The following is a 25,195-nucleotide window of genomic DNA, read 5'->3' as shown; positions in this document are numbered from 1 at the left end:
TACGTTTTTATAAAATCCTATTAAGCAACAAATTAATATCTATCAATAAAATGCCAAAAACACCAATAACTATGATAAATTTTAAAATATTATGCGCTATTAAATAGTGCAACTTACTTTTTGAACGCCAAAGGATTATTAAAAAAATCAATAACAATAATATACTAAAATAAAAGTAAATATACATGTAACCAATTTCGAACCTAAATAATAACAAATAAATTGGAACTAGAGATAACAGACTTAACACAGTTAACATCTTTTTTGAAACCTTTTCGCCATAAACAATGGGTATGGTATGGTAATTTTGAGTAAAATCGCCTGCAATATTTTCTAAATCTTTTGTGAGTTCTCGCATAGAAATGAGTAAAAACAAGAACACTGCATGAACAAAAATGACAGTTTCAAAATTTTTGTAATACATGAAAATGGCGAAAAATGGCGTAATGGTTAAAATTGCAGAAGTGAGATTTCCTATAAAAGGCATCTTTTTTAATTTGTGTGAATAAAACCAAATACCGAAAATGTATATTGAAAAGAAAACAACAGCTTTAAACGACACATAACTTGCCATAATAACCGCCATAAAATTCAAAACAAAGTAGAAGGATAACTTTGTGTTTTGATTAACCAATTTATCTAACTTCGATTTTATGGGCCTGTTAATTAAATCCTTCTCCGAATCGTAAAAATTATTAATTATATACCCCCCCGCTATGGTAGCTGCCGAAGCTAAAACCAACATAAACAAATTAAGATCTAAGACAACACTTCTTAAGGGTTTGTCGTGAGCCAAAATATAAATAGATGCCAAATATTGAGCGATTACAATAATAAGAATATTGTAACCTCTTACAACAGAAAACATGCTGAAAAACTTAAGTAGTATGTGTTTCTGTTTCCGTGATAACATGAAAAAAATATTTTAATAGGCTTCCGAATCTAATTCAGAACGAAAAAGGATGATTAAAAATTATAAACTACTTCTAATTTATAATCTTTTAATGATTGTTTCGCTTTTTCAATATTTTCAGTAAAACCTAAAATATAGCCACCACCGCCGGAACCACAAAGTTTAAGGTAATATTCATTGGTCTCAATTCCTTTTTTCCATAATTCATGGAACTGCAGAGGAATCATTGGTTTAAAGTTATTAAGCACCACTTTTGATAATTGTTTGGTGTTTTTAAACAAGGATTTAATATCTCCTTTTAAGAAATCATCCACACAAGCATCGGTATGCTTTATAAATTGATCTTTAAGCATATTACGGAAACCTTCTTGTTTCATACTTTCCATAAAAATGCTTACCATGGGCGCTGTTTCGCCAATTATTCCGCTATCTAATAAAAACACAGCTCCTTTTCCATCTACTTTTTGAGATGGAATTCCGGTGGCTTCAATGTCATCTTTAGAATTGATAAGAATTGGGATGCTCAAATAGCTATTTAACGGATCCAAACCAGACGATTTTCCATGGAAAAAAGATTCCATTTCTGAAAAAACAGATTTTAAAGTCAATAATTTTTCTCGAGTTAGGTTCTCTAAAACCGTGATTCTATTGTGTGCATAATTATAATAAATAGCGGCCACTAAAGCACCACTACTGCCTACACCATACCCTTGCGGAATAGAAGAATCAAAATACATTCCGGCCTCAACATCACTTTTTAAGGCTTCAATATCGAAAGTAACCAACTCCGGATTAATAGTTTCAAGATAGCTTGCAAATCGTTTTAAACTTTGATTAGATTTTAAAGCTGCCTCTGATGGATTTTTATCGGTTTTCAAAGCTCCATTATAAAAATTATAAGGTATTGATAATCCTTTAGAATCTTTAATAATTCCATATTCTCCGAAGAGTAATATTTTAGAGTAAAATAATGGTCCTTTCATGTGTATTCTAAATTCTGTTTAACAATATAAGAATATTTTTAAACACTTTGCAAAATTAATTAATTTTTTTTGCACCCATGCCAATTTGGTCGCAAATATAATGACCGTTTTGACAATATACAACTAATTCATTTTTAATGAATTCCAAAACTTCGAATGACTCATTTTTCGGATATAATACATGAACATTTGCTCCTGCATCCAATGTAAAACTTATATTTGAGCCTGTATCTTGTCTGAATTTCCAGATTTTATTTATTATTTCCAAAGTTTTTGGCTTCATTAAAATAAAATATGGCATACTCGTCATCATCATTGCATGCAGTGTTAGCGCTTCACTTTCTACTAAGGCAATAAACGCCTTTAAATCGCCAGATTCTAAAATTGGCTTTAATTTTTCAAAGTTTTCATGTGCTTGTTGAAACCTATTCTTTGCATAAGGGTGGTTATGCATTAAATTGTGTCCAACCGTACTACTCACCTGCTTTTCACCTTTATCAACCAATAAAATAGTGTCTTGATAATCCTTAAAATTATCATGAACTTTATAGGGATATTTTATTCCGAATAAATCGCTACTTCCTTCAATTTGCTTAGTTTCTCCCCAAACAATGATATCGCCTTCAATACTTCTACATGCTGAGCCAGAACCTAATCGTGCTAAGAAGGATGCTTTTTGGTTAAAATATTCGTCTGTTACTTCAAGCGGAGTCAAGAGATCTCTTTCAATACTCATTAAACACAATGCCAAAGCACTCATTCCAGATGCCGATGATGCAATTCCGGAACTATGCGGAAAGGTGTTTTCAGTTTCAATTTTAAACTTATAGTTTCTAAGAAATGGTAGATAATCTTCTACACGTTCAAAAAACGTTTGAATCTTTGGTTTAAAATCAACTTTCTTTTTACCATCTAAAAAAACATCAAACTCAAAGTTTACGACGTCGTTTTTTTTAAAAAACGATACTTTTGTAATGGTTTTACAACTATTAAGTGTAAAACTTATAGATGGATTTTCCGGAATCTGATCTTTCTTTTTACCCCAATATTTAATTAAAGCAATGTTACTGGGCGATTCCCAAGCTACAACGCCACTCTCAATATGTTTACCATATGGTTTCGGGATGAAGTTTTGTTCTGTCATTTCTTAATTTTCAGCACACAAAGATAATAGTTTTACCAATGTATTGTAGTTTCTTGCTGTTACTGTTACTCCTAGCTTTCGCATATAGAGTTTTTATGTTGAATTTTGCTTTCCCAAAACCAGTAGAAGAATAAAAACACTGTCAATCTTGAACTATTGCAACTTCTTCATTTTCAAAACATCTTGTTGCAATTTCAACTAATAAATTACTATCAGACATATCACTTAACAAGATAATTTACACCTTTTAAAGATGCTACTTAGGTTAACATTCTGCTATAGATTTGGCAGCAATATACCCGCTCGTCCATGCGTTTTGAAAATTAAAACCTCCTGTAACGGCATCTACATTTATAACTTCGCCAGCAAAAAATAGATTATTATGAAGTTTGCTTTCAAAAGTTTTAAAATTGATTTCTTTTAAATCGACACCACCAGCAGTTACAAATTCCTCCTTAAAGGTACTTTTGCCGGTTACATTAAATACGGCCTGTGTGAGTTGGGCGGCTAATCCTTCTAACTGACTTTTATTTAAATCTGCCCAGCGTGATTCTTCATTCATATTGGTAGCTAAAACCAATTTTTGCCATAAACGTTTTGGCAAATCGAACTGTGTCGACTTGAAAACTGATTTTTTTGCCAAGTCGTGTTTTAATTCTTTCAAAACATCTAAACAATCCTCAAAAGACTGTTTTATAAAATTAATCTCAATTTGAAATTTATAATTACGCTTGGCTAATTCTACTGCACCAAAAGCCGATAATTTTAAAATAGAAGGCGCAGACATACCAACATGTGTAATTAATAAGGGGCCTTCACTCCACAAATTAGAGTCAACCACTTTTACCTCAACATTTTGAGCCACAACCCCTGGAATCTCTTTAATGCGATCATCCTTAATATCGAATGTAAATAAAGACGGCACTGGCTGTATAATTGTATGCCCCAAGTTGCTAAGCAGTTCCCAAATTTTGGAATTGCTTCCTGTGGCAATAAGTAACTTTTGCGTTAAAAAATCGGCGTTGGATGTTTTAATAAGCCATTTATTTTCAAACTTCGCGATTGATTTTACTGAGTTGTTATATAAAACCTCCACATCATGCTTCTGTGCTTCAGAAAGAAAACAATCTAAAATTGTTTGGGATGAATTGGAAACCGGAAACATGCGCCCGTCTTCTTCAATTTTTAATGCTACACCACGTTTTTCAAACCAATCAATAGTATCACCAGTCATGAATTGATGAAAAGGCCCTAGCAACTCTTTTTCTCCGCGCGGATAGTTCTTAATCAATTCTTGAGGAATAAACTCGGCATGAGTTACATTGCATCTTCCGCCACCAGAAACTTTTACTTTTTGCAACCCTTCACTACCACGCTCTAAAATTGCCACTTTTAAGTTTGGGTTTAACTCTGCAATATTAATAGCTGCAAAAAAACCAGCAGCTCCTCCGCCAACGATTATCACATCTTTTTCAATCATAATCTATTCGGAAAATCGGATATAATACCATCAACTCCATATGATTTTATACGTTTAATAGGTTTTAAATTATTAACTGTAAATGCAAATACTTTAAAATTCTTCTTTAATTCTTGAACAATTTCTTCGGTTAGCATGGTATAATCTACATGAACAGAAACTGCTTTTATTGATTTTGCAAATTCCACTCCCGCATCAAGATTTGAATCGATGATAACACCTAATGGAATTTTACTATTTGCTTCAAAAACAGTTTTTAATAATTCTTTCTGAAAGCTAGACACAATAATATTTTTATACTCCCAACCTTTTTTCTCTACAAAAAAATCAATTAGTCTACTAGCCTCTTTGGCTGTATCATGACCCTTTAACTCAATATTTAATAAACACTTATTGTTTATGAACGTTAATACCTCTGATAAGGAAGGTATTTGGCAGTGCCCTTTTACTTCCAACTGCTTTAATTGGTTAAGTGTGTGCTTAGATACTTCACCAGTACCATCCGTCATTCGATCAACCGTATAATCATGAAACACCACAAGCTGTCCCGTTGAACATCTATGTACGTCTATTTCAACCCCATCTACACCTAGTTCTAATGCTTTTTTAATTGATTCTATCGTGTTTTCTGCTAAATGTCCCTTTGCACCACGATGGCCTATTTTTAAAATTGTATTATCCATGAAAAAATTAAAACTGAAGGTTTTGTAGTAAATTTATTACTGATTGTTGAATGCTTAAAACAGAATCAAAATTAGTCTATTTATTCTAAATATATCATACTAAAAAAAGACTTTAGAATAATTAGATGTATTGATGGGAATAATCGTTTTATGGCTTGTATTAATGTCTCATTTTTCTGAAATCATTTATAAATAATGGCGGAATTTTAAATTTGAATTTTAAATCCAACTCGTAATTAAAGTTAAATTTAACAATAATACTTGGCCTATCCAAAATTACCAATCTAAAACCCTCATTATAAACACCATAAAGGTAAATCAAGTTAACATAAAACGTATCATTATACATAAATTGCCCTGCAATCTGGAAAAAACTAAAAATGATACTCTACAATTTAATGTCTGTATAGCCCATAAAGTTCTTATATTGGTTTACTAATTAAAAATTATGATTTTAAAACTCAAGCAACTTTTATTATGTTTTGGTTTTTTCTTTGCTTGTAATAAGGAAAAGCTAATTGTTATGGCGAATTTACCCAACAAATTAAATGAAGTTTCAGGAATGGAAACCTTAGTTAATTCCGATTTAATTTGGGTAATAGAAGATTCGGGAAACAAAAATCATGTTTATGGATTAAACACCAAAGGTGATATTGAAAAAGATGTGGTTATTACCAATGCGGAAAATATAGACTGGGAAGATTTAGCTTCAGATAACTTAGGTAATCTTTACATTGGAGATTTCGGCAACAATAGTAAAAACCGGAAAAAATTCACTGTTTATAAAGTTTCGGATTTAAAAACTGATAAAACCACAGCCGAAAGCATTCATTTTTCACTACCAGACAAAGTTGATGATGAAGATTTTGAAGCTTTTTTTATTTTCAAAAAACACATTTACATTTTTAGTAAATCGGATAAAAAGGCTATCGTGATTAAAATTCCCAACCAACCCGGAACCCATGTTGCTGAGTATGTTTCTTCTTTTAATTTGAAAGGAAAAAACAACAAAATAACTGCAGCTGATATTAGCTCAGATGGTAAAACAATAATTTTATTAGGTCATGAACGCATTTGGGAGCTTACTAATTTCAAATCTGATAATTTCGTTTCTGGAAAAATTAAAAAACACAACTTAGAACATAACTCACAAAAAGAAGGCATTTGTTTTTTAACTGATTCCAAACTCATTATTTCAGATGAGCGCGATGGCAAAAAGGACGGAACTATTTACCAATTCAATTTAGATTAAAACCCAAAACCGAGTTTGAATGATAAACGCATGCCATCATTACTATGAAAAGCAGACAAATTAAAAGTTACTAAATCTGCAGCGTTAACAAAAACACCTCCTCCAATTGATGTATTCCATTTTCTGGAATTATCATCCTCCAGCCAAATACGTCCGTAATCGAATCCGCCATACAAACCATAATTAATTGGTAACAAAGCTGTTTTTACTCTTCGTAAATTTAAACGTACATCGGTACTTTGAACAAAGGCATTTTTACCAGTGAAACGCTGATTTCTATAACCACGCAACCCATTACTAGCCCCAATAGCAGCTGCCTGGTAAAACTCATAACCATCATTAAAATTTATATGACCTAACAAATTGGTTGCTAAAACAAGATTACCATCGGGTGATATTTTGTAATCAAAACCTAATTGCGGAATGATGTAAAAAAACTCATTAGAATTATTCACATTGGATTTATAACCAATCTTCAAATTGGTTTTTATACCATTTGTTGGGAACGCCTTATTATCATAATTTTCATAACTATAGGCTGCTTCAGCACCAATAAAACTATTGCTAACCTCAACGCCATTTCCTATTATTTGGTTTATAAAACGACCGTGAGTTCTTTCTACTTCATATGCATCATACGATAATCCAATTTTAAAACTAGCTCCCAATTGTCCTTTCCAAATTAAAGAAGGCGCCACATTTAAAGCCTGAATTTTTACACGATTATAATCCATATTAACCTCCAGCCCATCGTTCTTATCGGTTTCCGGATTGATGGTTTCATTACCAAAATCAAAAAAGTTTATTGCATAATTAGGACTCGTATAATTCACATCAAAACCCAAATTCATCTTTCCAACAACATGGGCAAATTCACCTGAATACCCCAACTCAAAACCATTGGTCGCGAAATAATGGGACGCTTTTAAAATATGCTGTGAGGTAAATGGATTTCTTTCAAATCCGTAATTTGTGTAGGTATTTGTAAGTCCGATTTTAAAACCGTCGTCTGGATTTGCACCAATAGTTGGAATTAATTGATTCGAATTATTCTTAAGTTTTTTGTAATCGTAAACGTTTGTAGAGTAATCATCTGTCAGCTTTATACTTCCTAAATTGGTTTCAAATTCGTTTGGTTTTGTTTTGTAGTCATAAATTTTAACACGCTTGCCATTTTTAATGTTGTATCTGTCATTATTTTGTCCGCCAATTAATCGAAGTATAATTTCGTTATCGCTTTGTTTTCCTGATACTTTAAACACATCGTCATCATCTAAACCATATATCCAAATCTCTTTGGTATCTGCTGCATCATAAATTCTGGTATGAAAAACACCGTCTTTATCTCCTTTTTTTATTCGATAAGCTGTTACTTTTGTTTTCCCTTCTGGCAAACGCTTAATATCGAACCAATCATCTCTATTGGTTCCTTTTATAACCGCATATTTATTGATATGTTTATAATAAGCATCGGCAATTTTTTGAAGATTTTGTCTTCTACCAATTAATTTTTGCTTTATTTCTTTAACAGTTTCATCATTAACTTCTTCCGGAAAATTCAAAAATGCTTTATCAATAACTTCATTAGATAAATGATTAATGATGTAATTTACTTCTTGATCCCAAACCGCTTTATCGGACCCAACTATCAAAGCCATATCTAACGGATAGGGTTCTAAATTAAACCACTTCGGACTTTTTAAATCTTCATTATAACTTTGCATCAATCGCAATGCTGGTATGGCTTTTGTGGCGAACCATAATAATGCGCCATCTGCCATAATTGAAAATACCTGATCCCTATCACGTGGTACAGGGCGATAAGTTGTTTTACCTTTTCCTTTAAATTCCGCCCAACGCCATTGGTCTTCGTGACGGTCCCAATCGCCAATTAACATATCAAACAAGCGCGCCCGTATGTAAGCCGGTCCATCTAAAAGAAAATCTTCGTCTTCATTTAATTTTTTAAGTACGTCATCTGTACTAATTAGATTATCGGAAAACCCGAAACTCGCTTTATCCGCATGACCAGAATCGGCACTTTCTTCAATCATATAAATAGCATCTCCAAACTCTTTATTATATTGCCCTAATGCCTTTTGTTTTGGCACAAAATAGGGTTTTGGATTGGTATGATATACACCAATCGCATCAGACAAGGTACCAATTGTAAAGGGTGCGTACGGATGTGCCCCTGCAAATACATCTAACAATAGGTTTTCCGCAAAGGTGTTTTTAAACTCACCTTCAATATATTGGTCCTTAAAAGCAACTGCTTGCAAATACTGCACGGCACTTTTACGAAGCGCACGCATAACATACTCGCTACCATTTTTATCAACCAGACGCAGTGATTTAGATTGATGTCCTCCACCTTTTCTAACGGGTTGAACGCCTCCAAATAAAGTATCCAAATTAACTGTTGGCAAGTTTACTTCGGTACTGTAATATTTTCTATAGCGATCGCCCCACGCTAAAGTATAAAACCAGCCTTTCGTAGTTTCTTCATTTGTGTAAATGGAAGCTGATTTCTCCTTTGGGAACACCTCGCTAAACGACTTTGAAAAATCCACAGATGTATCTTCTGAATACACTTCACTTTCAAAAACCACAGACTTACTATTAGTGGCATAAAACCTAACGTAAGATGAACCATCATCAAACACATCCAACCGCGCAAAACCAGGCGTAGCATATGAAAATTTACCTCCACCAACATTTTTGGTAGGCGTTAACTTTGATCCGGAACCACTCACAATTTGAACTAAATTGTCTTGAAGAATGTATTGCAAATTATGGTCGTGACCCGAAACAAAAATGGCTTTATCGTTTTCTTGAGACAGGGTTATAAGACGCTTTCTAAACTCATTATAGCGCTTGTTTTCTGTATCCACCGATGCAATACCACTCGTTTTTCTAATCAAATTTTTCAGGGTTCCAAGAACAGGAACTGGCGACATTTGACTTTTGAATGAGTATTTTCCACCATGACTTCCATTGGTAAACATAGGATGATGCACTGCTATTAAGGTTGTTTTTCCACGAGCTTTTTTAATTTCACTTTCAAACTCATCAAAAAATTTGGTTCTGGTTTTTATTTCACATTCATCATTCATTGTTGGGTGCTTATCCCAATTGGTTAAATACCACTCCGAATCGACTATAATTAAAACAATATCATCTGAAATATTCACTTTTTCAATAGGACACCCATTTTCTGGCAAAAAAGTATTTTTCCCCAAGGCATCTTCTATAAATTCTTCTTGCCGCTTTAATCCTTCAAGTCCATTAGAATACCAATCATGATTTCCAGGAATAAACACTGTTTTACCTTCAAAATCTTTTACTGAGTTTATTTGAACATTAAGTTGATGCTCTGCAAAATCTCTTCCCGACTTATTTTTTTTAGGCAAGCCTTTCGGGTAAATATTATCTCCTAAAAAAATGGCCGTACTATTTTTTGAAGCTTCACTTAATTCCCCTTTAAAATACTGAAGGGTTTCCGTTTCGCTACCAATAGGTGAATTACCTGCATCACCAATAAAATAAAAAGTATGCGTTATCGTTTTGTCTACGGGAAAGCTTACTTGATTGTTTTCAACTGAGTACTGCGGTTTATACGTTGCGCAAGCAACAACAAAAAAAGTTGATATGATTAAAATGATACTTTGGCGAAACCCCATGTTAATAGATTAATTGCTATTTTCGTAAAAATAATGTTTTAAATGAATGATTTGCTTTCTACAGTCGAGAAATACGTTTCAAAATTACTAAGAAACGAGTTACCTGACACCTTTATTTATCATAACCTAAATCACACACAACGTGTTGTAAAATACACAAATCAACTTATTGAAGGCGAAAAAGTAAGCGGAATTGATGCTGAAAATTTACGCCTTGCCGCTTGGTTTCATGATACGGGATATACTAAAGGAACTGAAAATCATGAAGAACAAAGCGTTTTAATAGCTTCTGATTTTTTAAAAAAACACGGATTAGAACCCGAACGCATTAAGACCATAAGCAATATTATTTTGGCTACCAAATTAAAGCATGAACCCCAAAATTTATTGGAACAAATTATTCAAGATGCCGATTGTGCCCATTTTGGATCCAAGAATTTTATTGACACTAGTGAATTGCTTCGTTTTGAATGGGAACAAACTTGTAATAAAACATTTAAGGATAGTGAGTGGACCCAAGAAAACATATCATTTTTAACTAAACAGCATCAATTTCATACGAAATATGCGATTGAAAATTGGTTGCAGGGAAAAGAAAAAAACTTAACAGCACTTTTTAAAACAGTTAAAAAACAAGATCAAGCCGAGAAAACAAATAAAAGAAAAAAAGACAAGAATAAATCGCCAGAGCGTGGAATAGAAACCATGTTTCGGGTAACTTTAAGAAACCATATCACCTTAAGTAATATTGCGGATACGAAAGCAAATATTTTATTGTCTGTAAATGCAATTATTGTATCGATGGTATTATCTAATTTAATTCCGAAACTAGATAGTCCTTCCAACCATTATTTAATCATGCCAACCGTTATTTTCACCCTTTTTACAGTGATTGCGATGGTTTTATCTATTATAGCAACAAGGCCAAATGTAACCAGTGGAAAATTTACAAAGGAAGATGTAAAAAACAAAAAAGTAAACTTATTGTTTTTTGGCAACTTTCATAAAATGAACTTAGAAGATTTTGAATGGGCTATGGGCGAAATGATGGAAGACCGCGAATACCTCTATTCCGCCATGAAAAAAGACTTATATTACCTAGGCTTGGTACTTAACAGAAAATACAAAATTCTTCGAATTACTTATACTATTTTTATGATTGGTATTGTTGCCAGTGTCATTGCTTTTACGCTGGCATTTCAATACGCAGGAAAATAAAACTAAGTTCTAATCTCTTTCATTAAATCTTCGTAAGTATAGAATACTTTATCTTCCGGTGTTTTGTGATATAGAATACTCACTCGAATAGCTTTCAAACCAGTTACCGCTTGCAAATCTTGTAGCTCTACAATTTCAACATCGGTATCTAAATACTTTTTAGCCTGCAAAAATTTAATATATCTTAAATACTCGATTTCATCTTGTTTTTGAGAATATATAATTGATATTTTACCTTTATCCGTTACGCGTTTATTAGTGCCTTTTATAAAGGCTTTATCTACACGTTTTTTTACAATTTCGTAACGCGCATTGTAGGTACCATCCACATCAAACTGTTTTTCGTCCATTCTAAAGCTAATGGATAGCGGTTGACTAAACACTAAAATCATGGAAGCAACATCTAACTTAACCGGATAATTAGGTTGTATTTGGTAATAAGCATTTTCCATTTCGCACATCACCTGTAGTTGCCATAAGCGTAAATTATACAAATATATTTGGTTAAAATTATCTTCTTTGCTGATAGATTCACCAATATACATATTATGTTCTACGCCATCTGTTTTAAAACGCTCGAAATAATGCGGGTACATAAGCTGTGCTTCTTCTTGCTTTTTATCTAACAAGGCAGCCATTTGCTTGTTAATCATCGAAATTGTATCGTCATACTTTTTTCTACTTTGATAAACAATATTCAATTCATTATGAATCCCTTGATAATAAGATTCTATTGATTCTTTCAAACTGTCTAATTTATCTAAATGCTCAAGTACGAGCTTGATATCATTTTGAAGAAATTCACTTATTTGCTGCTCACTATCAACTTGAAATTGATTCTTTATACTTTCCAGATACACATCAATTTGATATATATAGTGTTGGTAAATAGGCAAATCTTCTATTTTTAAAGCAGCTTTTAAAATAGATCTGAGCGCTTTTAATTGCACCGTTAAATCTTCCTTAGTTGCCCAATTTCGTGCTTCAGACGATCCTTTAATATCGATTTGACCATATAATGGATAAACATTCTTGAATGCAACTTTGTTAAAGGTTGCTTGATTACCTTTTTCTAATTCATAAACAAATCGTTTGGCCTCCTTTTTAAACTTCCAGTGTACACTTGGGTGTATTGACGTACATTCCTGTTGGATTACTGCTTCTATTAAGTTATCCTCTTCCCTTTTGGAACGTTTAACTGCCGAAACTATAAATGGCATTACATCAACCAACTTATTAGCATTGATACTATTTAATATTTTCGGTTTATTTGAAACTATTTCTAAAATACCAAATAAATTGGAATCGACTGCAATAGGTGCCAATAGTACGCTTTTAATGCCTTGTCTCTTAAAAATATTCAACTGCGGCACTTTGCAATTTGATAATGTATACTTTTCATCAACATCTGAAATAGCTAAAAACTTATTTTTTTCAAGTAAACGCGTATAGGATGCGTCACATAGTACATCATGACATTTAGATGAATCCGTTTTATCTAATAAGAAACTTTCTATCTCATCGCCAAAAATACGCTCAAACGAATTTTCTTCTTTATTGTAACTAGAAAAACCTACTCTTAGGTCTTTAATTCCGAAAAGAGATCTGAAAATTTCTTGAAAATCTTTAGTGAATTTTTCATCGTTCACCTTCTTTTCACTTATAAGACTCGACTTAACATTTGAAATAGATTGATCATCGGTTACATCAAAAATATTAGATATTACAAAACCTTTGTAGGTATAACTATTAGGGGGAAATTTTTCTTTCCACAGATCTATATTATCAAAATTATCCAATAACAAATTGTAATCGTCTTCTGTTATTTTAGGCGCATTTTCCGAAGGTATAATTTCTGTAAAGTCGGCATTATATAAAATTTTATAGTACCTTAAAATACCATTAGCGTCTGGTATTTCGTATAAAAAAGGGCGTTTAAAATTCAGATTATACCCGTAACAAAAATTTAAAATAACACTGCATGCGATGATATAAAAATCATCTTCCGGCATGTTTTTAATTTTTAATTTAAATTGGTTTCCAGCCGCTTGAATTATTTTTTTAAAACGCTCCGAAGAATTAAAAACCACATCCTCAAAAGGTACCGAAGCCGCTTTAATTTCATTATGTGTTAAAATAGGACTAAATGAATCTTGAAGAATATAGTGAATTTCATCTTTGTAAGTTTCAAGAATAGAAACATCTGTAAAACCTTCTCGGAGCACCGGAATGTCCTTACCTATTTGCAATATGCGCTTTGCTCTTTTAGCTGTAAGTTCATCATCACTATTAGTGAAATTCTCATATTGCTCTATCAGTTTATTAAAACTAATAGTTAAAGCCATTGGAGATTCTGAATAATTGAACATAATATTTCTAAAAGGAATTTACAATTGCAAAAATACAATTAATTTGCTTAGTCGACACTAAGGCCATATCGTTACAAAACAAACTAGTAATTAACTGGTTACTTCTTTAAAGGCCTCATTAAACCTTCTTGAGCTACGGATGCAATTAATTTACCGTCTCTTGTAAATATATTACCTCTAGCAAAGCCTCTCGCATTTGATGTGCTTGGAGACTCCATAGAATACAATAACCAATCATCAAAATCGAAATCTCTAAAATACCACATGGAATGATCTAAACTAGCCGTTTGAGTGTTGCCCCAATGTGCCTTACTAGCATGCGGATACAAAGCCGAAGTTAATATATTATAATCGGATATATAAGTTAAAATTTGTTGTTTGGTTGATAAATCCAAACCATTTGGGTCTCCCTTCAATTTAAACCACACATCATTATACGGTGGTAAATCTTTTTTATCTAAAGGATTTACTATTTCGGTCGGCTTAAATTCTATTGGACGCTCAATCTCAAAAAAAGCCTTCAAACTTTTTGGTAAATAATCACCATATTGCCGAAGAATGTCTGTCCAACTTAATAAATCCTCAGGTTGCTTTAAAGCTGTTTTAATATCAAATTGATGGTCGTAACCCGACTCAACTTTATGGTAGGAAGCTGATAATATAAAAATGGTTCGTTCTTTTTGATGTGCCGTTACCCGGCGCACCGAAAAACTACCACCATCTCTCACAATACTCACGTTGTAGGTAATTGGTAATTCTAAATTGCCGGCCTCCAAAAAATAAGAATGCATGGAATGCAGCACCCGATTATTAGTAATGGTGTTACTAGCCGCATGAATGGCTTGAGCCAAAACCTGACCTCCAAAAACAATAGGGCTACCAATGGTTTTACTAATACCATTAAATTCGGTATCACTTATTTTATCTAAAATTAACAGGTTTAATAAATCGTCTACAGTAGTCATATAATCGCTTTAAGACTGCAAAAATACATCAGTTAATATTTTAATTGTAATAATTCCTGTGTTATCTGCTTTTATTCTACCAAATGTTACAAAATAGTTATCGGCAATGCTTTTTAGACTAATTCCATTCTAATTTCTTGCGCTCATTCCAATACTTTGCAGGTTCTACCTTAAATTTTTTTAGGAGATTTAATTCATCTTCGGATAAATTAAATGAATTGATTTTCAAATTTTCTTGCAGTTGATTAATTGTACTTGCGCCGCTTAAAATAATGGCTTCAGGAAAAATGTTAGCACAAAAATTTAAGGTGATAGCATCTACTCCTACTTCATACTTTTTAGATAGGTTTTCAACTGTGCGATAAAACTCTTGATACTCCGGATAATTTGAGTTTTTAAATATTCTACCATTTGCCAAGGCCTCCTTAACAATAAGTCTTTTGTTTTCTTTTTTCAAGATCCCACGAACACTCAAAAGACTCTGTTCCAACATATTGAAAGTACTTTGAAACGTATCAAATAATGGTTTGTTTTCAACCGAAACATCTAGTGCTTTTTTTATAACTTCTACCTGATTTTCACCGGTAGTTGAAATGCCAATTTTTAAATTGAATTCATTTTTCAAAAAAAACAATTCGTTTAAAACAGCCTCATTTTCTAGAACACCCGTTTCTAAGGTGGCCGAATGAATTTGGTAAGTCGTTAAAAATGGCAATAGTTTATTAGACACTTGCCATTGCTCCTTTAATTTAGAAATGCTATGCTCTTTCAACTCATGCACCTTCGCATTAGGGTCAAAATTAGCCACATAGGTATATCCCCATTTAGTTGCAACTTCTATGTTTAGGCCTTTTTTATCTGCTAACCAATCTATCAGTAAGTTTTCTGCCAACCCATAGCCAGGTGCTGTATCAAAATAACGTACGCCTAATTTATAGGCCTCGTCAAGCACCTTAAAACCGTCCGTTTTAAGTTCATTTACATTACTTTTTGCTACGGTATTGGTTCTTACATTTATATAATGCGGTCTTCCTATAGCCGCCATTCCTAATCCTAAATTCACGATAATATTTTTTAATAAAACAATTTTATGAGCTACACGATAACATAGAGCATCCTACTTTATGGCGTGCCCATTCGGGTCGTTTTGCAAACCATTTTTCGTATTCGGGTTGCTCTTCATATGGTTTTTTAAGTAACTGAAACAATTCATCAATTACCTTGTAATCGCCTTTATCAGCATCATCAATAGCGAGTTGCGCCATGTAATTTCGCAATACGTATTTAGGGTTAACTGCGTTCATTTTTTCTTTTCTTGCTTCAAATGTAGTTTCTTCTTGCTTTAATCGATTAGCAAAACGGTTAAACCAAGCTTGCCATTTTGTTTCAATATCTCCTGAAATTTCTGAAGGAACGTAAAATGCATCCTTCACAATTTCTAATCCTTTTGAAGCATTTTCTATATTGAAATCACTTAATTTCCTAAAGAAAATAGTCATATCCGTTTCGGTTAACAGCAAATTATCTTCTAATTCTTGAATTAAAGAACCGTCAGAATCATCTTCCTTTAGCAATCCTAATTTCGAGCGCATCATCGCTAAAGATTGCTTTTGAAACCCTTCTTTATACGCTTCAAATATAGCTTCAAAAGGCTTCGCGTCCTCAATCAACGGATACAGGGCGTTTGCTAATTTATATAAATTCCACAATCCAATATTGGGTTGATTGCCGTAACGATAGCGTTTATGTTGCCTATCGGTTGTATTCGGGGTCCAGCCAAAATCGAAGCCTTCTAACCAACCATACGGACCATAATCAATGGTTAAACCAAGAATGGACAGATTATCGGTATTCATAACACCGTGTACAAAACCAACTCGTTGCCAATGGATAATCATTTCTAAGGTCCGTTGCGACACTTCACTGAAAAATGCGATATAAGTTTCTTTTGAGGGCTTTCCTAAATGACTAAAAAAATGTTTAATAGTGTAATCTACCAAAATTTTTAAAGTCGTCTTATCTTCTCTTGCAGCAAGAATTTCGTAATTCCCAAATCGCAAAAACGATGGTGCTACTCTACAAACAATGGCGCCTTTTTCATACTCAGGGTTACCGTTATACATAACATCTCGCATAACCTGATCGCCAGATAAAGCAAGGGATAACGCCCTAGTAGTTGGCACACCTAAGTGATGCATGGCTTCACTACACAAATACTCTCTGATGGAAGAACGCAGTACCGCCAGACCATCGGCAGTTCTAGAATATGGAGTCGCGCCGGCGCCTTTTAATTGGAGTGCCCAACGCTGATTGTTATGAACCACCTCGGCTAAATTTATAGCACGCCCATCACCCAATTGCCCTGCCCAATTGCCAAACTGATGTCCACCATAACACATTGCATAAGGTTTTGAATTTGGTAAAATAGCATTACCCGTAAATATTTTTAGAAAATCTTCACTTTCTGAATCTGCTTTTGAAAGTCCTAAATTATCAAGCATTTCTGGTGATACATGCATCATTTCAGGATTTTTAGTTCGCTTAGGATGCACGAATGAAAAACACGCCTTTTCAACTTGCCGTCGGCTGTTTTCCAGAATAGGATCTGCGGGTAATTCTTTGTTAAACGTATCTTCTATATTAAGTTTCATTATTTCAATTTATCTGAAAACATGCTGCGAAGCTTTGACAATTTAGGCGTAATTACAAAACTACAATAACCTTGTTCTTTATTGTTTCTATAATAATTTTGATGATAGTCTTCCGCTTTGTAAAACACGTCCAACGGACTCACTTCTGTTACAATGGCTGCGTCGTAATATTTAGAAACTTCTTTAATAACGTTTTCAGCTGTTGCCTTTTGTTGCTCATCATGATAAAAAATAACCGAACGGTATTGTGTTCCTACATCGGCACCTTGTTTGTTTAAGGTTGTTGGATCATGAGTTAACATGAATATAATCAAGATTTCTTCAAATGAAATGATATCGGCGTCAAATGTTATTTGAACAACCTCTGCATGACCTGTTAAACCTGAACAAATTTCACGATACGTTGGATACCCAGGAACCGTACCACCAGAATAACCAGACACGACTTTTTCAATGCCTTTTAATTCTAAAAAGACAGCTTCTGTACACCAAAAACAGCCTCCTCCTATGGTTGCCTGTTGCAAATTTTTATTTCCCATTTTCAGTTGTGGTTTCTAGTTGCATGGATTCCGAGTTAATACAATAACGCAATCCACTAGGTTCTGGCCCATCGGGAAACACATGTCCTAAATGGGCATCGCAAGTATTACACATAACCTCAACACGCACCATGCCGTAAGCCGTATCGCGTTCGTATTTAATTGCATTAGGTTTTATTGGCTGGGTAAAACTAGGCCAACCAGTACCAGAATTAAACTTAATAGTAGAATCGAATAAAGGCGTATTACAGCATATACAATTGTATTTTCCAGCCTCATGAATAGTACAAAGTGCTCCACTATGCGGACGCTCTGTTCCTTTTTGCCGTGCAATCCTAAATTGTTCTGGTGTTAACAATTCTCGCCATTCGGCTTCCGATTTCTCAACACGTTTATCTGGTTCCGGAGTTCCTTTTACTGAAAAATTAATTACATCTTTCCAAGTTATCATAGTATATAGTTGCGTTTCTTTAATCTTAAATTTAGTGAAATTTTGATTTATTTATAGTCGACAAGATACCTGTTTCCTTTCAACAAGCCTCTTTTTAAAGTTAAAAATAATTAATAAAAAAACCAGAGAAACATAAATTCTCTGGCTAGATATAAATTTAAAAATGAAATGACTACCAAGCCACAATTCATTAAAACTTCAACAATAACCTCATATTTTTTCCAAAAGTATTATGCTAAATTCTGATTTGATCTCAACGTTTCCATTTTTTACTTCGGCGATTTTATTAGAATATGCATCGCGTAACCTATCACCATTTTTAAAGACTTTTGAGACATCTAATTCCTTCTTGCCCTTTGGAACATCTATAGCTATTACAACCTTATCGTTATACTGTCCTTTAGAATAGCGTCTTGAAAACACATAAGGACTTTGCATTATCATTTGATGACTACCCGCACCTACGGCTGGGTGGTTTGCTCTGAACTGCCCTAATTTTTGATAATGAGCTAATACCGCTTTTGATTTAGCATTTGCTTGAATATCATTCCAATTCATAACCGAGCGTAAGGTAGCATCGCCTTTTGCACCTTCTATAGTTAAAGAACGCGCAGTTTCATCACCATAATATACCTGAGAAGTACCTGGACCTAAAAGCAATTTTGTACCTGCTTCAATGGGTTTTACCCGCTCCGCATCAAAAGGTGATCCATCATCATGTGACGACAAATAATTTAAAGTACCAAAACCCTTCAAATCACTACTCAAATAATTTGAATAGGTCCGGAATAAGGTTTCATAATCTTGTTCTGCCGCATGCCATTTAAATTCAAAATTTATTAAACTATGAAAAGCTTTATCAAAATAATTTACTTTTTTATCACCAAAATCAAAGATCTGCCCTGTACTAATGCCATAATTATAAACTTCACCGACTAAATAAAAACCATTATTATCTAAAACTTTATTAGGGTTATTCTTTTTAAATTTTGCGAAAGCAATATCGCATTCTTTTTTAAATTCCTGCCATACATAGGCTTCGGTATGTTTTACGGTATCCACTCGGTAACCATCAATTCCAAACTCAGTAATATAATCGGTTAACCATTTGATGATGTAAAACCTTGGGGCTCTGGGGTATCCCGTTCTATTAAAAAACGCATCTAACTCCTGTATTTCTTGCTCGTAACGCCCTTCAGTCTTCCATTTTTCAACTAAACGATGGGGCAATTCCACGGCATCGTTACTTTCGGTTTTAATGTCTGGAAGATTTTTAACTAATGTACAAGAGGTGGTATTTTCATAATTATTATATGCACATTGCGGACCCGTTCTTACCCAATTTTCTGGCCATACAGGATCCATATCGGTTACCGGACCTGTGTGATTTATTACCGCGTCTAACAACACGCGAATTCCGCTCTTATGTGCAGCTTCAATTAGTGCATGCAAATCATTTTTAGTTCCAAAATTTGGTTCAATAGCCGTCCAGTCACTTGTCCAATATCCATGAAATGCATACGAAAATCCAGTTCCTTCGTCGGTACCGCCGTGTATTTGTTCTACAATTGGCGTCATCCAAATGGCATTTATCCCTAAATCGGTAAAATAACCCTCTTCAATTTTTTGAGTAATTCCTTTTATATCACCGCCTTCAAAACCACGGAGTTTACCAGTTTCCTGGGTTCTATCAAAATTAATATCGTTGGAAGTATCGCCATTATTAAATCTATCCGTTAGAAGAAAATAGACATTCGCTCCTTCCCAAACAAAGGGTATTTTAGGTTGGTTTTTTGAAGTATCAGACTGATTCTCTTTACAATTAAAAAGAAAAAAACATGTTAAAAAAATTAAAATTATCTGTTTCATTTTATTGCACTTTAAATATGAAAGACTCTAAAGGTTTTAACTTCACAACACTATACCCAACACCATTTTTCACATTCATATTGGATGAAAACTGATTGTAAAGCATTTCTGAAAGCTTATAACTTCCATCACTCAAACCCCAAGTTTTTATAATAGTTTCAGGTAGTTTTAGTTCGAACTCATACCCTTTATTTGAATCAAAATTTGTAATAATGATTAATTTTTCATTGGTACTCCAACGCACAAAAGACAAAATCTTATCAGTATAATTTTGAGTAGTCTTGCGGTTGTACACATGAATATCTTGATAGTTCCCAGCCAACGCCGAACTATTAATAGTAAAATTTAATAATCGTTTATAAAAATCTCTGAGACTCTTTTCGCTATTGGTTGATTGACCACCGTCAAATTGTTTATTATTCACCCAACGTTGCAATGTAGGCACACCTACATAATCGAAAATTGAAGTTCTAGATGGTTTACCAAAACCAGCATCTTCGGAAGCTGGCTCACCAAATTCTTGTCCGAAATAAATCATGGTTGGCGATGTACTTATGGTTGCCGAAACCACCATAGCCGGCTTACCTTTTTCGGCATTTCCAGCAAATTCTGGACTTGCGATACGCTGTTCATCATGATTTTCTAAAAAATGCAACATGTTATGTTCAATATCTTTTAGATATTCTTGAATAGGCGGGATGTTATCTGTACTTCCATAACCTTGTATAACATGTTTTAAGGTATCATATAATTGCACTTTATCATACAAATAATCCATTTTACCACGTTTAATATAATCTCTGTACAAATCTGGATTATAAACTTCTGCCATTAAAAAAGCGTCGGGTTTTTTCATTTTAATACTGGAATTCATGTAACTCCAAAATTCTACCGGAACCATTTCAGCCATATCATACCTAAAGCCATCTACTCCAAAATCTAACCAATACAGAGCAATGTCTCTAAATTTTTCCCAAGAATTTGGCACAATTTTGTCTTTCCAAAACTCAAAATGTTTTTTATAGTCTTCGTTTTCAAAGCCATTAGGTAATTCATCAAAATCTTTTGTTCCTTCTGGTGAAATTCCATAATTAATTTTTACCGTTTCGTACCAATCATTTATATCTGGTTGTGACAAACGAGACCCGTTACCTGTCCATTTTGCTGGATGTTCATCAAAATAATTATCTTCTAACGGATGCGTCTCGTCACCCAATGGGGAATAACCATTTTCCCAAACAGGCACTTTAAACGCTTCGTTAGGATTGTAATAAAAATTATTATTAACATCATAGGTTTTAGACCTATCATCGGTAGCACCAAAATCTTTAACCCCTTTTGGGTTAGCTAATCCTTGATAATTTCTCGCTACATGGTTTGGAACAATATCAATAATCACCTTTAACCCCGCTTTATGCGTTCGGTGAATAAGTGCTTTAAACTCATCCAATCTGTTTTCCACATTTACCGCTAAATCTGGATTTACGTTATAATAATCTTTAACGGCATAAGGCGAACCTGCCCTTCCTTTAACAACATCTGGGTCGTCGGCTGAAATACCAAATCTAGAATAATCTGTTATAACATCGTGATGTGGCACACCCGTGTACCAAATATATGTGACCCCTAAATCTTTAATTTCTTTTAAAGCTTTATCTGTAAAATCGTTGAATTTCCCAACACCATTCTCCTCAATGGTACCCCAAGGTTTATTTGTGGTATTGGTATTTCCAAAAAGCCTAGTAAAGACCTGATAAACAACTTGTTTGTTTTTTGTTTTATTTATCGTATTCACTTCTTCTAAATTTACTTTTTTAGTTTTACTGCAGCTACATAACATAGTAATGGACATCAATAAAATATAGGTATACTGCTTTTTCATTTTTTATTTATTTTTTAATGAAACAACCAAAGTACAGCACTTTCAAACTCTGTTTTCCAGAATGATTCGCTATGCGTGCCATTAAGCACTACTTTAGTCCTTATATTATTTTTAGAAAACTTATTCAGCTTCATTATGTTCACCATTTTCTCAACATTCTCAACCATACCTTCACCTTCTTTTCCACCAACCAAATAGTACATTTTTCCATGTTTTAATTTGGATTTTGTTTCGGTAAATAAAAAAGCATCTTCTGAATACCAAAAGGAGGGCGAAAAAACCCCGACTTTTCCAAAAACCTTTGAATACTTAAGTCCTGCATAATGAGATATTAAACCTCCCATGGAACTGCCCATGATAGCCGTATTATTTGAATCCTTTTTGGTTCTGAAACTTTTATCTATTTCTGGTTTCAATGTATTTATAATAAATTTTAAATAAGCATCACCTTCTGCCACTCCATATTTGGGATTAAACCAAGGTGAATATTCATTTAACCTTGTTTCACCACCATGATTAATGGCGACAACTATTATACCCAATCCCCTTTCTTTATATAATCTATCTAAGGTCTCATCTACTTCCCATTCACCAGCATACGACGTGGCTAAATCAAATACGTTTTGCCCATCATGCATATATAAAACAGGATAATTTTCTGATGAACTTTCATAATTTGGTGGTAAATACACACTTATTCTTCGTGTTCTATTTAATTGTGGTATTTTAAATTCTTCTGAAAAAACATGTACATTTTTCAATGCTGTAGAACGTTTTATTTTAGAAGTACTATCAGTCCATTTAGCTATTTTAACATAAATCGTATCAGAGGTATTTCCAAAAGTATATACCCGATTAGTAATTGGATTTCCATTGCCATCGCACTCTGAAAAATCCCAGGAACCCAAGGTAAACTTAAAACTTATGGTTTCCTTTAGCTTCGGGATTGTGATATGGTACTTACCATTACTTTTTAATAGTTTGAATTCTTCTTTTCCGCCAGACCATCCTTCAAAATCTCCAGAAACAAATACGTTTTGATTATAATTGTGATTATTTGGTAAACTATCTATAATACAAGTAACCTGACCGTAGAATGTTTGAAAAAACACCAGACAAATTAGTTGCAAAACAACTTTCATTTTATTTTGCTTTGGTTGTAAAAATATTGATGCCTTTAGAATTTAAAGTTAAAACCTTATTCCATAGGAAGGTTTCGTTGGTTACAATGTTCCTCATGGTTTTGCCATTCAACCCAATCTCATCATACCTTTTTAATTCAATATCAATGGGCTGCTCATTCTTGTTAACTATCACTGCAACGGTTTCACCTTCAAAAATTCTAAACAACATATATACACCCATCAAAGGTGCAAAGTGTACTGTTTTACCTTCATGTATGGCTTTACTGGTTTTACGGTAGTTTAATATTTGCTTAATAAAACCTTGCATATCCTTTTGATCATCACTCAAACCTTTACCTGTAAAAGCATTTACAGGATCACCGTCCCAACCACCTGGAAAATCTGATCGTACTAAGCCATGGTCTCCAGGGTTTGCCGAATCGCTCATTAAAATTTCAGTTCCGTAATATATTTGAGGAATCCTTGGTAAGGTTAACAGATAACCTATGGCCATTTTTGTTTTAACAAGATCTTCCATTAATTGAGTGAAAATACGACTCATATCATGATTGTCTGGAAAAATCATAATGTCTTTTGGAGATGCGTAATGAAAATCGTTAGCCAGACCTTCATACATTTTAACTAAACCCGTATCCCAGTCTTCCCACTCATTCAGCCCGTTTACTATTTGCCTTTGCATGGGAAAATCCATAGGCGATTTTAAATTAGATTTATAACCGTCTCTGTTTTTTGCACCATCTTGCCAATAACCAACTATTAATGGGTTATAACTCCATTCTTCGCCAACAATGCTAAAATTTGGGTATTGTTCCATAATAGCGCCTGCCCATTGGCTCATGAATTCTTTATTTGAATACGGATAGGTATCTTGACGAATACCTCCCAAACCAACTGCTTCAATCCACCAAATACTATTTTGAATGATGTATTTTGCCATAAATGGATTACGTTGATTTAAATCTGGCATTCCAGAAACGAACCAGCCATCACTCATTTCTTCTTTATCAATTTTCGAAGAATAAATATCTTGGTTACTTGTACGACGATGATTTGAAGTAATGGTTGCTTTCTTGCCCCAAGAATCTAAATTTTCTTCATAATTTTCCTGATAGTTTACCCAATCTTTAAAGGGCAAATCTTTCATCCACCAATGCTCCAATCCGCAATGATTTGCTACCTGATCCATAACTAACTTTATGCCTTTTTCTCTAGCTTTATCGGCTAATTCCAAATAATCTTCCATGCTTCCAAAACGCGGATCGATTTCATAAAAGTCGGTCATGGCATACCCATGGTAAGAACCGCTAGGCATATCATTTGTTAGTAAAGGACAAGACCAAATAGCTGTAAACCCCATACTCTCAATATAATCCAAATGATCTATTATCCCCTTTATATCACCGCCGTGTCTGGCATAATTATCCTTTCTATCAATAGTTTTTTCAAGTAAATTTTCATTTATGTCATTTGAAGGATCGCCGTTTGAAAACCGATCGGGCGTAATAAGATAAATTACATCCGAGCTATTAAAACCCACATAAGATTCTGCAGGTTTTTTCCTTGATTTTAATTCGTAAGTATGTGTGTTTTTTAAACCATTTTCAAAATTAAATACAATATTAAATTTACCTGGTTTTGTTGTTTTATCGATATTTAAGTCAATGAACAAATAGTTCGGACTATCTGCCTTGTGTACTTCTTTAATGGAAACCCCAGGATAATTGATTTCTGGCCTAGCATTAATAATATCCGGATGCTTTACAAGCAACTGTAATTCAGTGTTTTTAAAACCTATCCACCAATTGGATGGCTCTATCCGTTCAATCTCGTTGTATTCCACTATTTCAGTGTTTTTATTATTAGCAACAACACTTCCTGCTTTTATATGCCTCAGAGGCAAATTTAAAACCGTCAGAGAAAGAATAAATATACCAATTACCTTTATCATATTTTCTTCATTTTAATTGA

18 protein-coding genes are annotated in these 25,195 nt (G+C 33.6%); 2 read left to right on the top strand and 16 right to left on the bottom strand.

The features are described from left to right. Nucleotides 1-7 precede the first annotated feature (7 nt). The 5 genes from ABYI63_RS10045 to ABYI63_RS10025 form a co-directional block, all read right to left on the bottom strand. A complete protein-coding gene (locus tag ABYI63_RS10045) occupies nt 8-913 on the bottom strand; it encodes a geranylgeranylglycerol-phosphate geranylgeranyltransferase (RefSeq protein ID WP_372756067.1) in 906 nt (301 codons plus the stop codon). 53 nt (nt 914-966) lie between these two features. Beyond that, nucleotides 967-1,896 (bottom strand): mevalonate kinase, encoded by a 930-nt coding sequence (locus ABYI63_RS10040; RefSeq protein WP_372756065.1) that lies wholly within the window; start codon nt 1,894-1,896, stop codon nt 967-969. 55 nt (nt 1,897-1,951) lie between these two features. Further along, the gene (locus tag ABYI63_RS10035) at nt 1,952-3,040 is read right to left on the bottom strand and encodes a diphosphomevalonate/mevalonate 3,5-bisphosphate decarboxylase family protein (protein ID WP_372756063.1); all 1,089 of its coding nucleotides are present in this window, start codon (nt 3,038-3,040) and stop codon (nt 1,952-1,954) included. Nucleotides 3,041-3,305: 265 nt separating this feature from the next. Further along, on the bottom strand, nt 3,306-4,520 hold the full coding sequence (locus ABYI63_RS10030; RefSeq protein WP_372756061.1) for an NAD(P)/FAD-dependent oxidoreductase: 1,215 nt from the start codon (nt 4,518-4,520) through the stop codon (nt 3,306-3,308). After that, on the bottom strand, nt 4,517-5,203 hold the full coding sequence (locus ABYI63_RS10025) for a glycerophosphodiester phosphodiesterase (RefSeq protein WP_372756059.1): 687 nt from the start codon (nt 5,201-5,203) through the stop codon (nt 4,517-4,519). The genes ABYI63_RS10030 and ABYI63_RS10025 overlap by 4 nt, the downstream gene beginning before the upstream one ends. Nucleotides 5,204-5,651: 448 nt before the next feature. Here ABYI63_RS10025 and ABYI63_RS10020 point away from each other — a divergent pair, with 448 nt between their 5' ends. Then, entirely contained in the window at nt 5,652-6,455 is an 804-nt protein-coding gene (locus ABYI63_RS10020) for a hypothetical protein (RefSeq protein WP_372756057.1), read from the top strand. On the opposite strand, the gene ABYI63_RS10015 is transcribed toward ABYI63_RS10020, so the two are convergent. Continuing rightward, nucleotides 6,452-10,138 (bottom strand): metallophosphoesterase, encoded by a 3,687-nt coding sequence (locus tag ABYI63_RS10015; protein ID WP_372756055.1) that lies wholly within the window; start codon nt 10,136-10,138, stop codon nt 6,452-6,454. The genes ABYI63_RS10020 and ABYI63_RS10015 overlap by 4 nt on opposite strands. 42 nt (nt 10,139-10,180) lie before the next feature. Here ABYI63_RS10015 and ABYI63_RS10010 point away from each other — a divergent pair, with 42 nt between their 5' ends. After that, nucleotides 10,181-11,356, top strand: coding sequence for a Pycsar system effector family protein (locus ABYI63_RS10010; RefSeq protein ID WP_372756053.1), 1,176 nt, complete (start codon nt 10,181-10,183; stop codon nt 11,354-11,356). 2 nt (nt 11,357-11,358) lie between these two features. Here ABYI63_RS10010 and ABYI63_RS10005 read toward each other — a convergent pair whose 3' ends face one another. From ABYI63_RS10005 to ABYI63_RS09960, 10 genes are all read right to left on the bottom strand, one after another. Further along, a complete protein-coding gene (locus ABYI63_RS10005; RefSeq protein ID WP_372756051.1) occupies nt 11,359-13,725 on the bottom strand; it encodes a GAF domain-containing protein in 2,367 nt (788 codons plus the stop codon). Between the two features lie 98 nt (nt 13,726-13,823). Continuing rightward, the gene (locus tag ABYI63_RS10000) at nt 13,824-14,690 is read right to left on the bottom strand and encodes an acyl-CoA thioesterase (protein ID WP_372756049.1); all 867 of its coding nucleotides are present in this window, start codon (nt 14,688-14,690) and stop codon (nt 13,824-13,826) included. Between the two features lie 118 nt (nt 14,691-14,808). Beyond that, nucleotides 14,809-15,753 carry an aldo/keto reductase gene (locus tag ABYI63_RS09995; RefSeq protein WP_372756047.1) on the bottom strand — a complete coding sequence of 315 codons (945 nt, stop codon included), beginning with the start codon at nt 15,751-15,753 and terminating at the stop codon, nt 14,809-14,811. A 25-nt stretch (nt 15,754-15,778) separates the two neighbouring features. Continuing rightward, nucleotides 15,779-17,341, bottom strand: coding sequence for a YdiU family protein (locus ABYI63_RS09990; protein ID WP_372756045.1), 1,563 nt, complete (start codon nt 17,339-17,341; stop codon nt 15,779-15,781). Beyond that, nucleotides 17,341-17,880, bottom strand: a complete 540-nt coding sequence (msrA, locus tag ABYI63_RS09985; RefSeq protein WP_372756043.1) for a peptide-methionine (S)-S-oxide reductase MsrA — start codon at nt 17,878-17,880, stop codon at nt 17,341-17,343. The genes ABYI63_RS09990 and msrA overlap by 1 nt, the downstream gene beginning before the upstream one ends. Beyond that, the gene (msrB, locus tag ABYI63_RS09980; protein WP_372756041.1) at nt 17,870-18,331 is read right to left on the bottom strand and encodes a peptide-methionine (R)-S-oxide reductase MsrB; all 462 of its coding nucleotides are present in this window, start codon (nt 18,329-18,331) and stop codon (nt 17,870-17,872) included. Before msrB ends, msrA begins: the two co-directional genes overlap by 11 nt. 210 nt (nt 18,332-18,541) lie before the next feature. Further along, a complete protein-coding gene (locus tag ABYI63_RS09975; RefSeq protein WP_372756039.1) occupies nt 18,542-20,200 on the bottom strand; it encodes an alpha-amylase family glycosyl hydrolase in 1,659 nt (552 codons plus the stop codon). A 1-nt stretch (nt 20,201) separates the two neighbouring features. After that, the gene (locus ABYI63_RS09970; protein WP_372756036.1) at nt 20,202-22,082 is read right to left on the bottom strand and encodes an alpha-amylase family protein; all 1,881 of its coding nucleotides are present in this window, start codon (nt 22,080-22,082) and stop codon (nt 20,202-20,204) included. A 14-nt stretch (nt 22,083-22,096) separates the two neighbouring features. Next, entirely contained in the window at nt 22,097-23,224 is a 1,128-nt protein-coding gene (locus ABYI63_RS09965) for an alpha/beta hydrolase (protein ID WP_372756034.1), read from the bottom strand. Between the two features lies 1 nt (nt 23,225). Further along, nucleotides 23,226-25,175 (bottom strand): glycoside hydrolase family 13 protein, encoded by a 1,950-nt coding sequence (locus ABYI63_RS09960; RefSeq protein WP_372756032.1) that lies wholly within the window; start codon nt 25,173-25,175, stop codon nt 23,226-23,228. Nucleotides 25,176-25,195 lie beyond the last annotated feature (20 nt).

Origin of the sequence: Mariniflexile sp. (assembly GCF_041583155.1) — a bacterium.
Classification (GTDB): Bacteria; Bacteroidota; Bacteroidia; order Flavobacteriales; family Flavobacteriaceae; genus Mariniflexile.
This window is presented reverse-complemented; position numbering and strand designations above follow the sequence as displayed.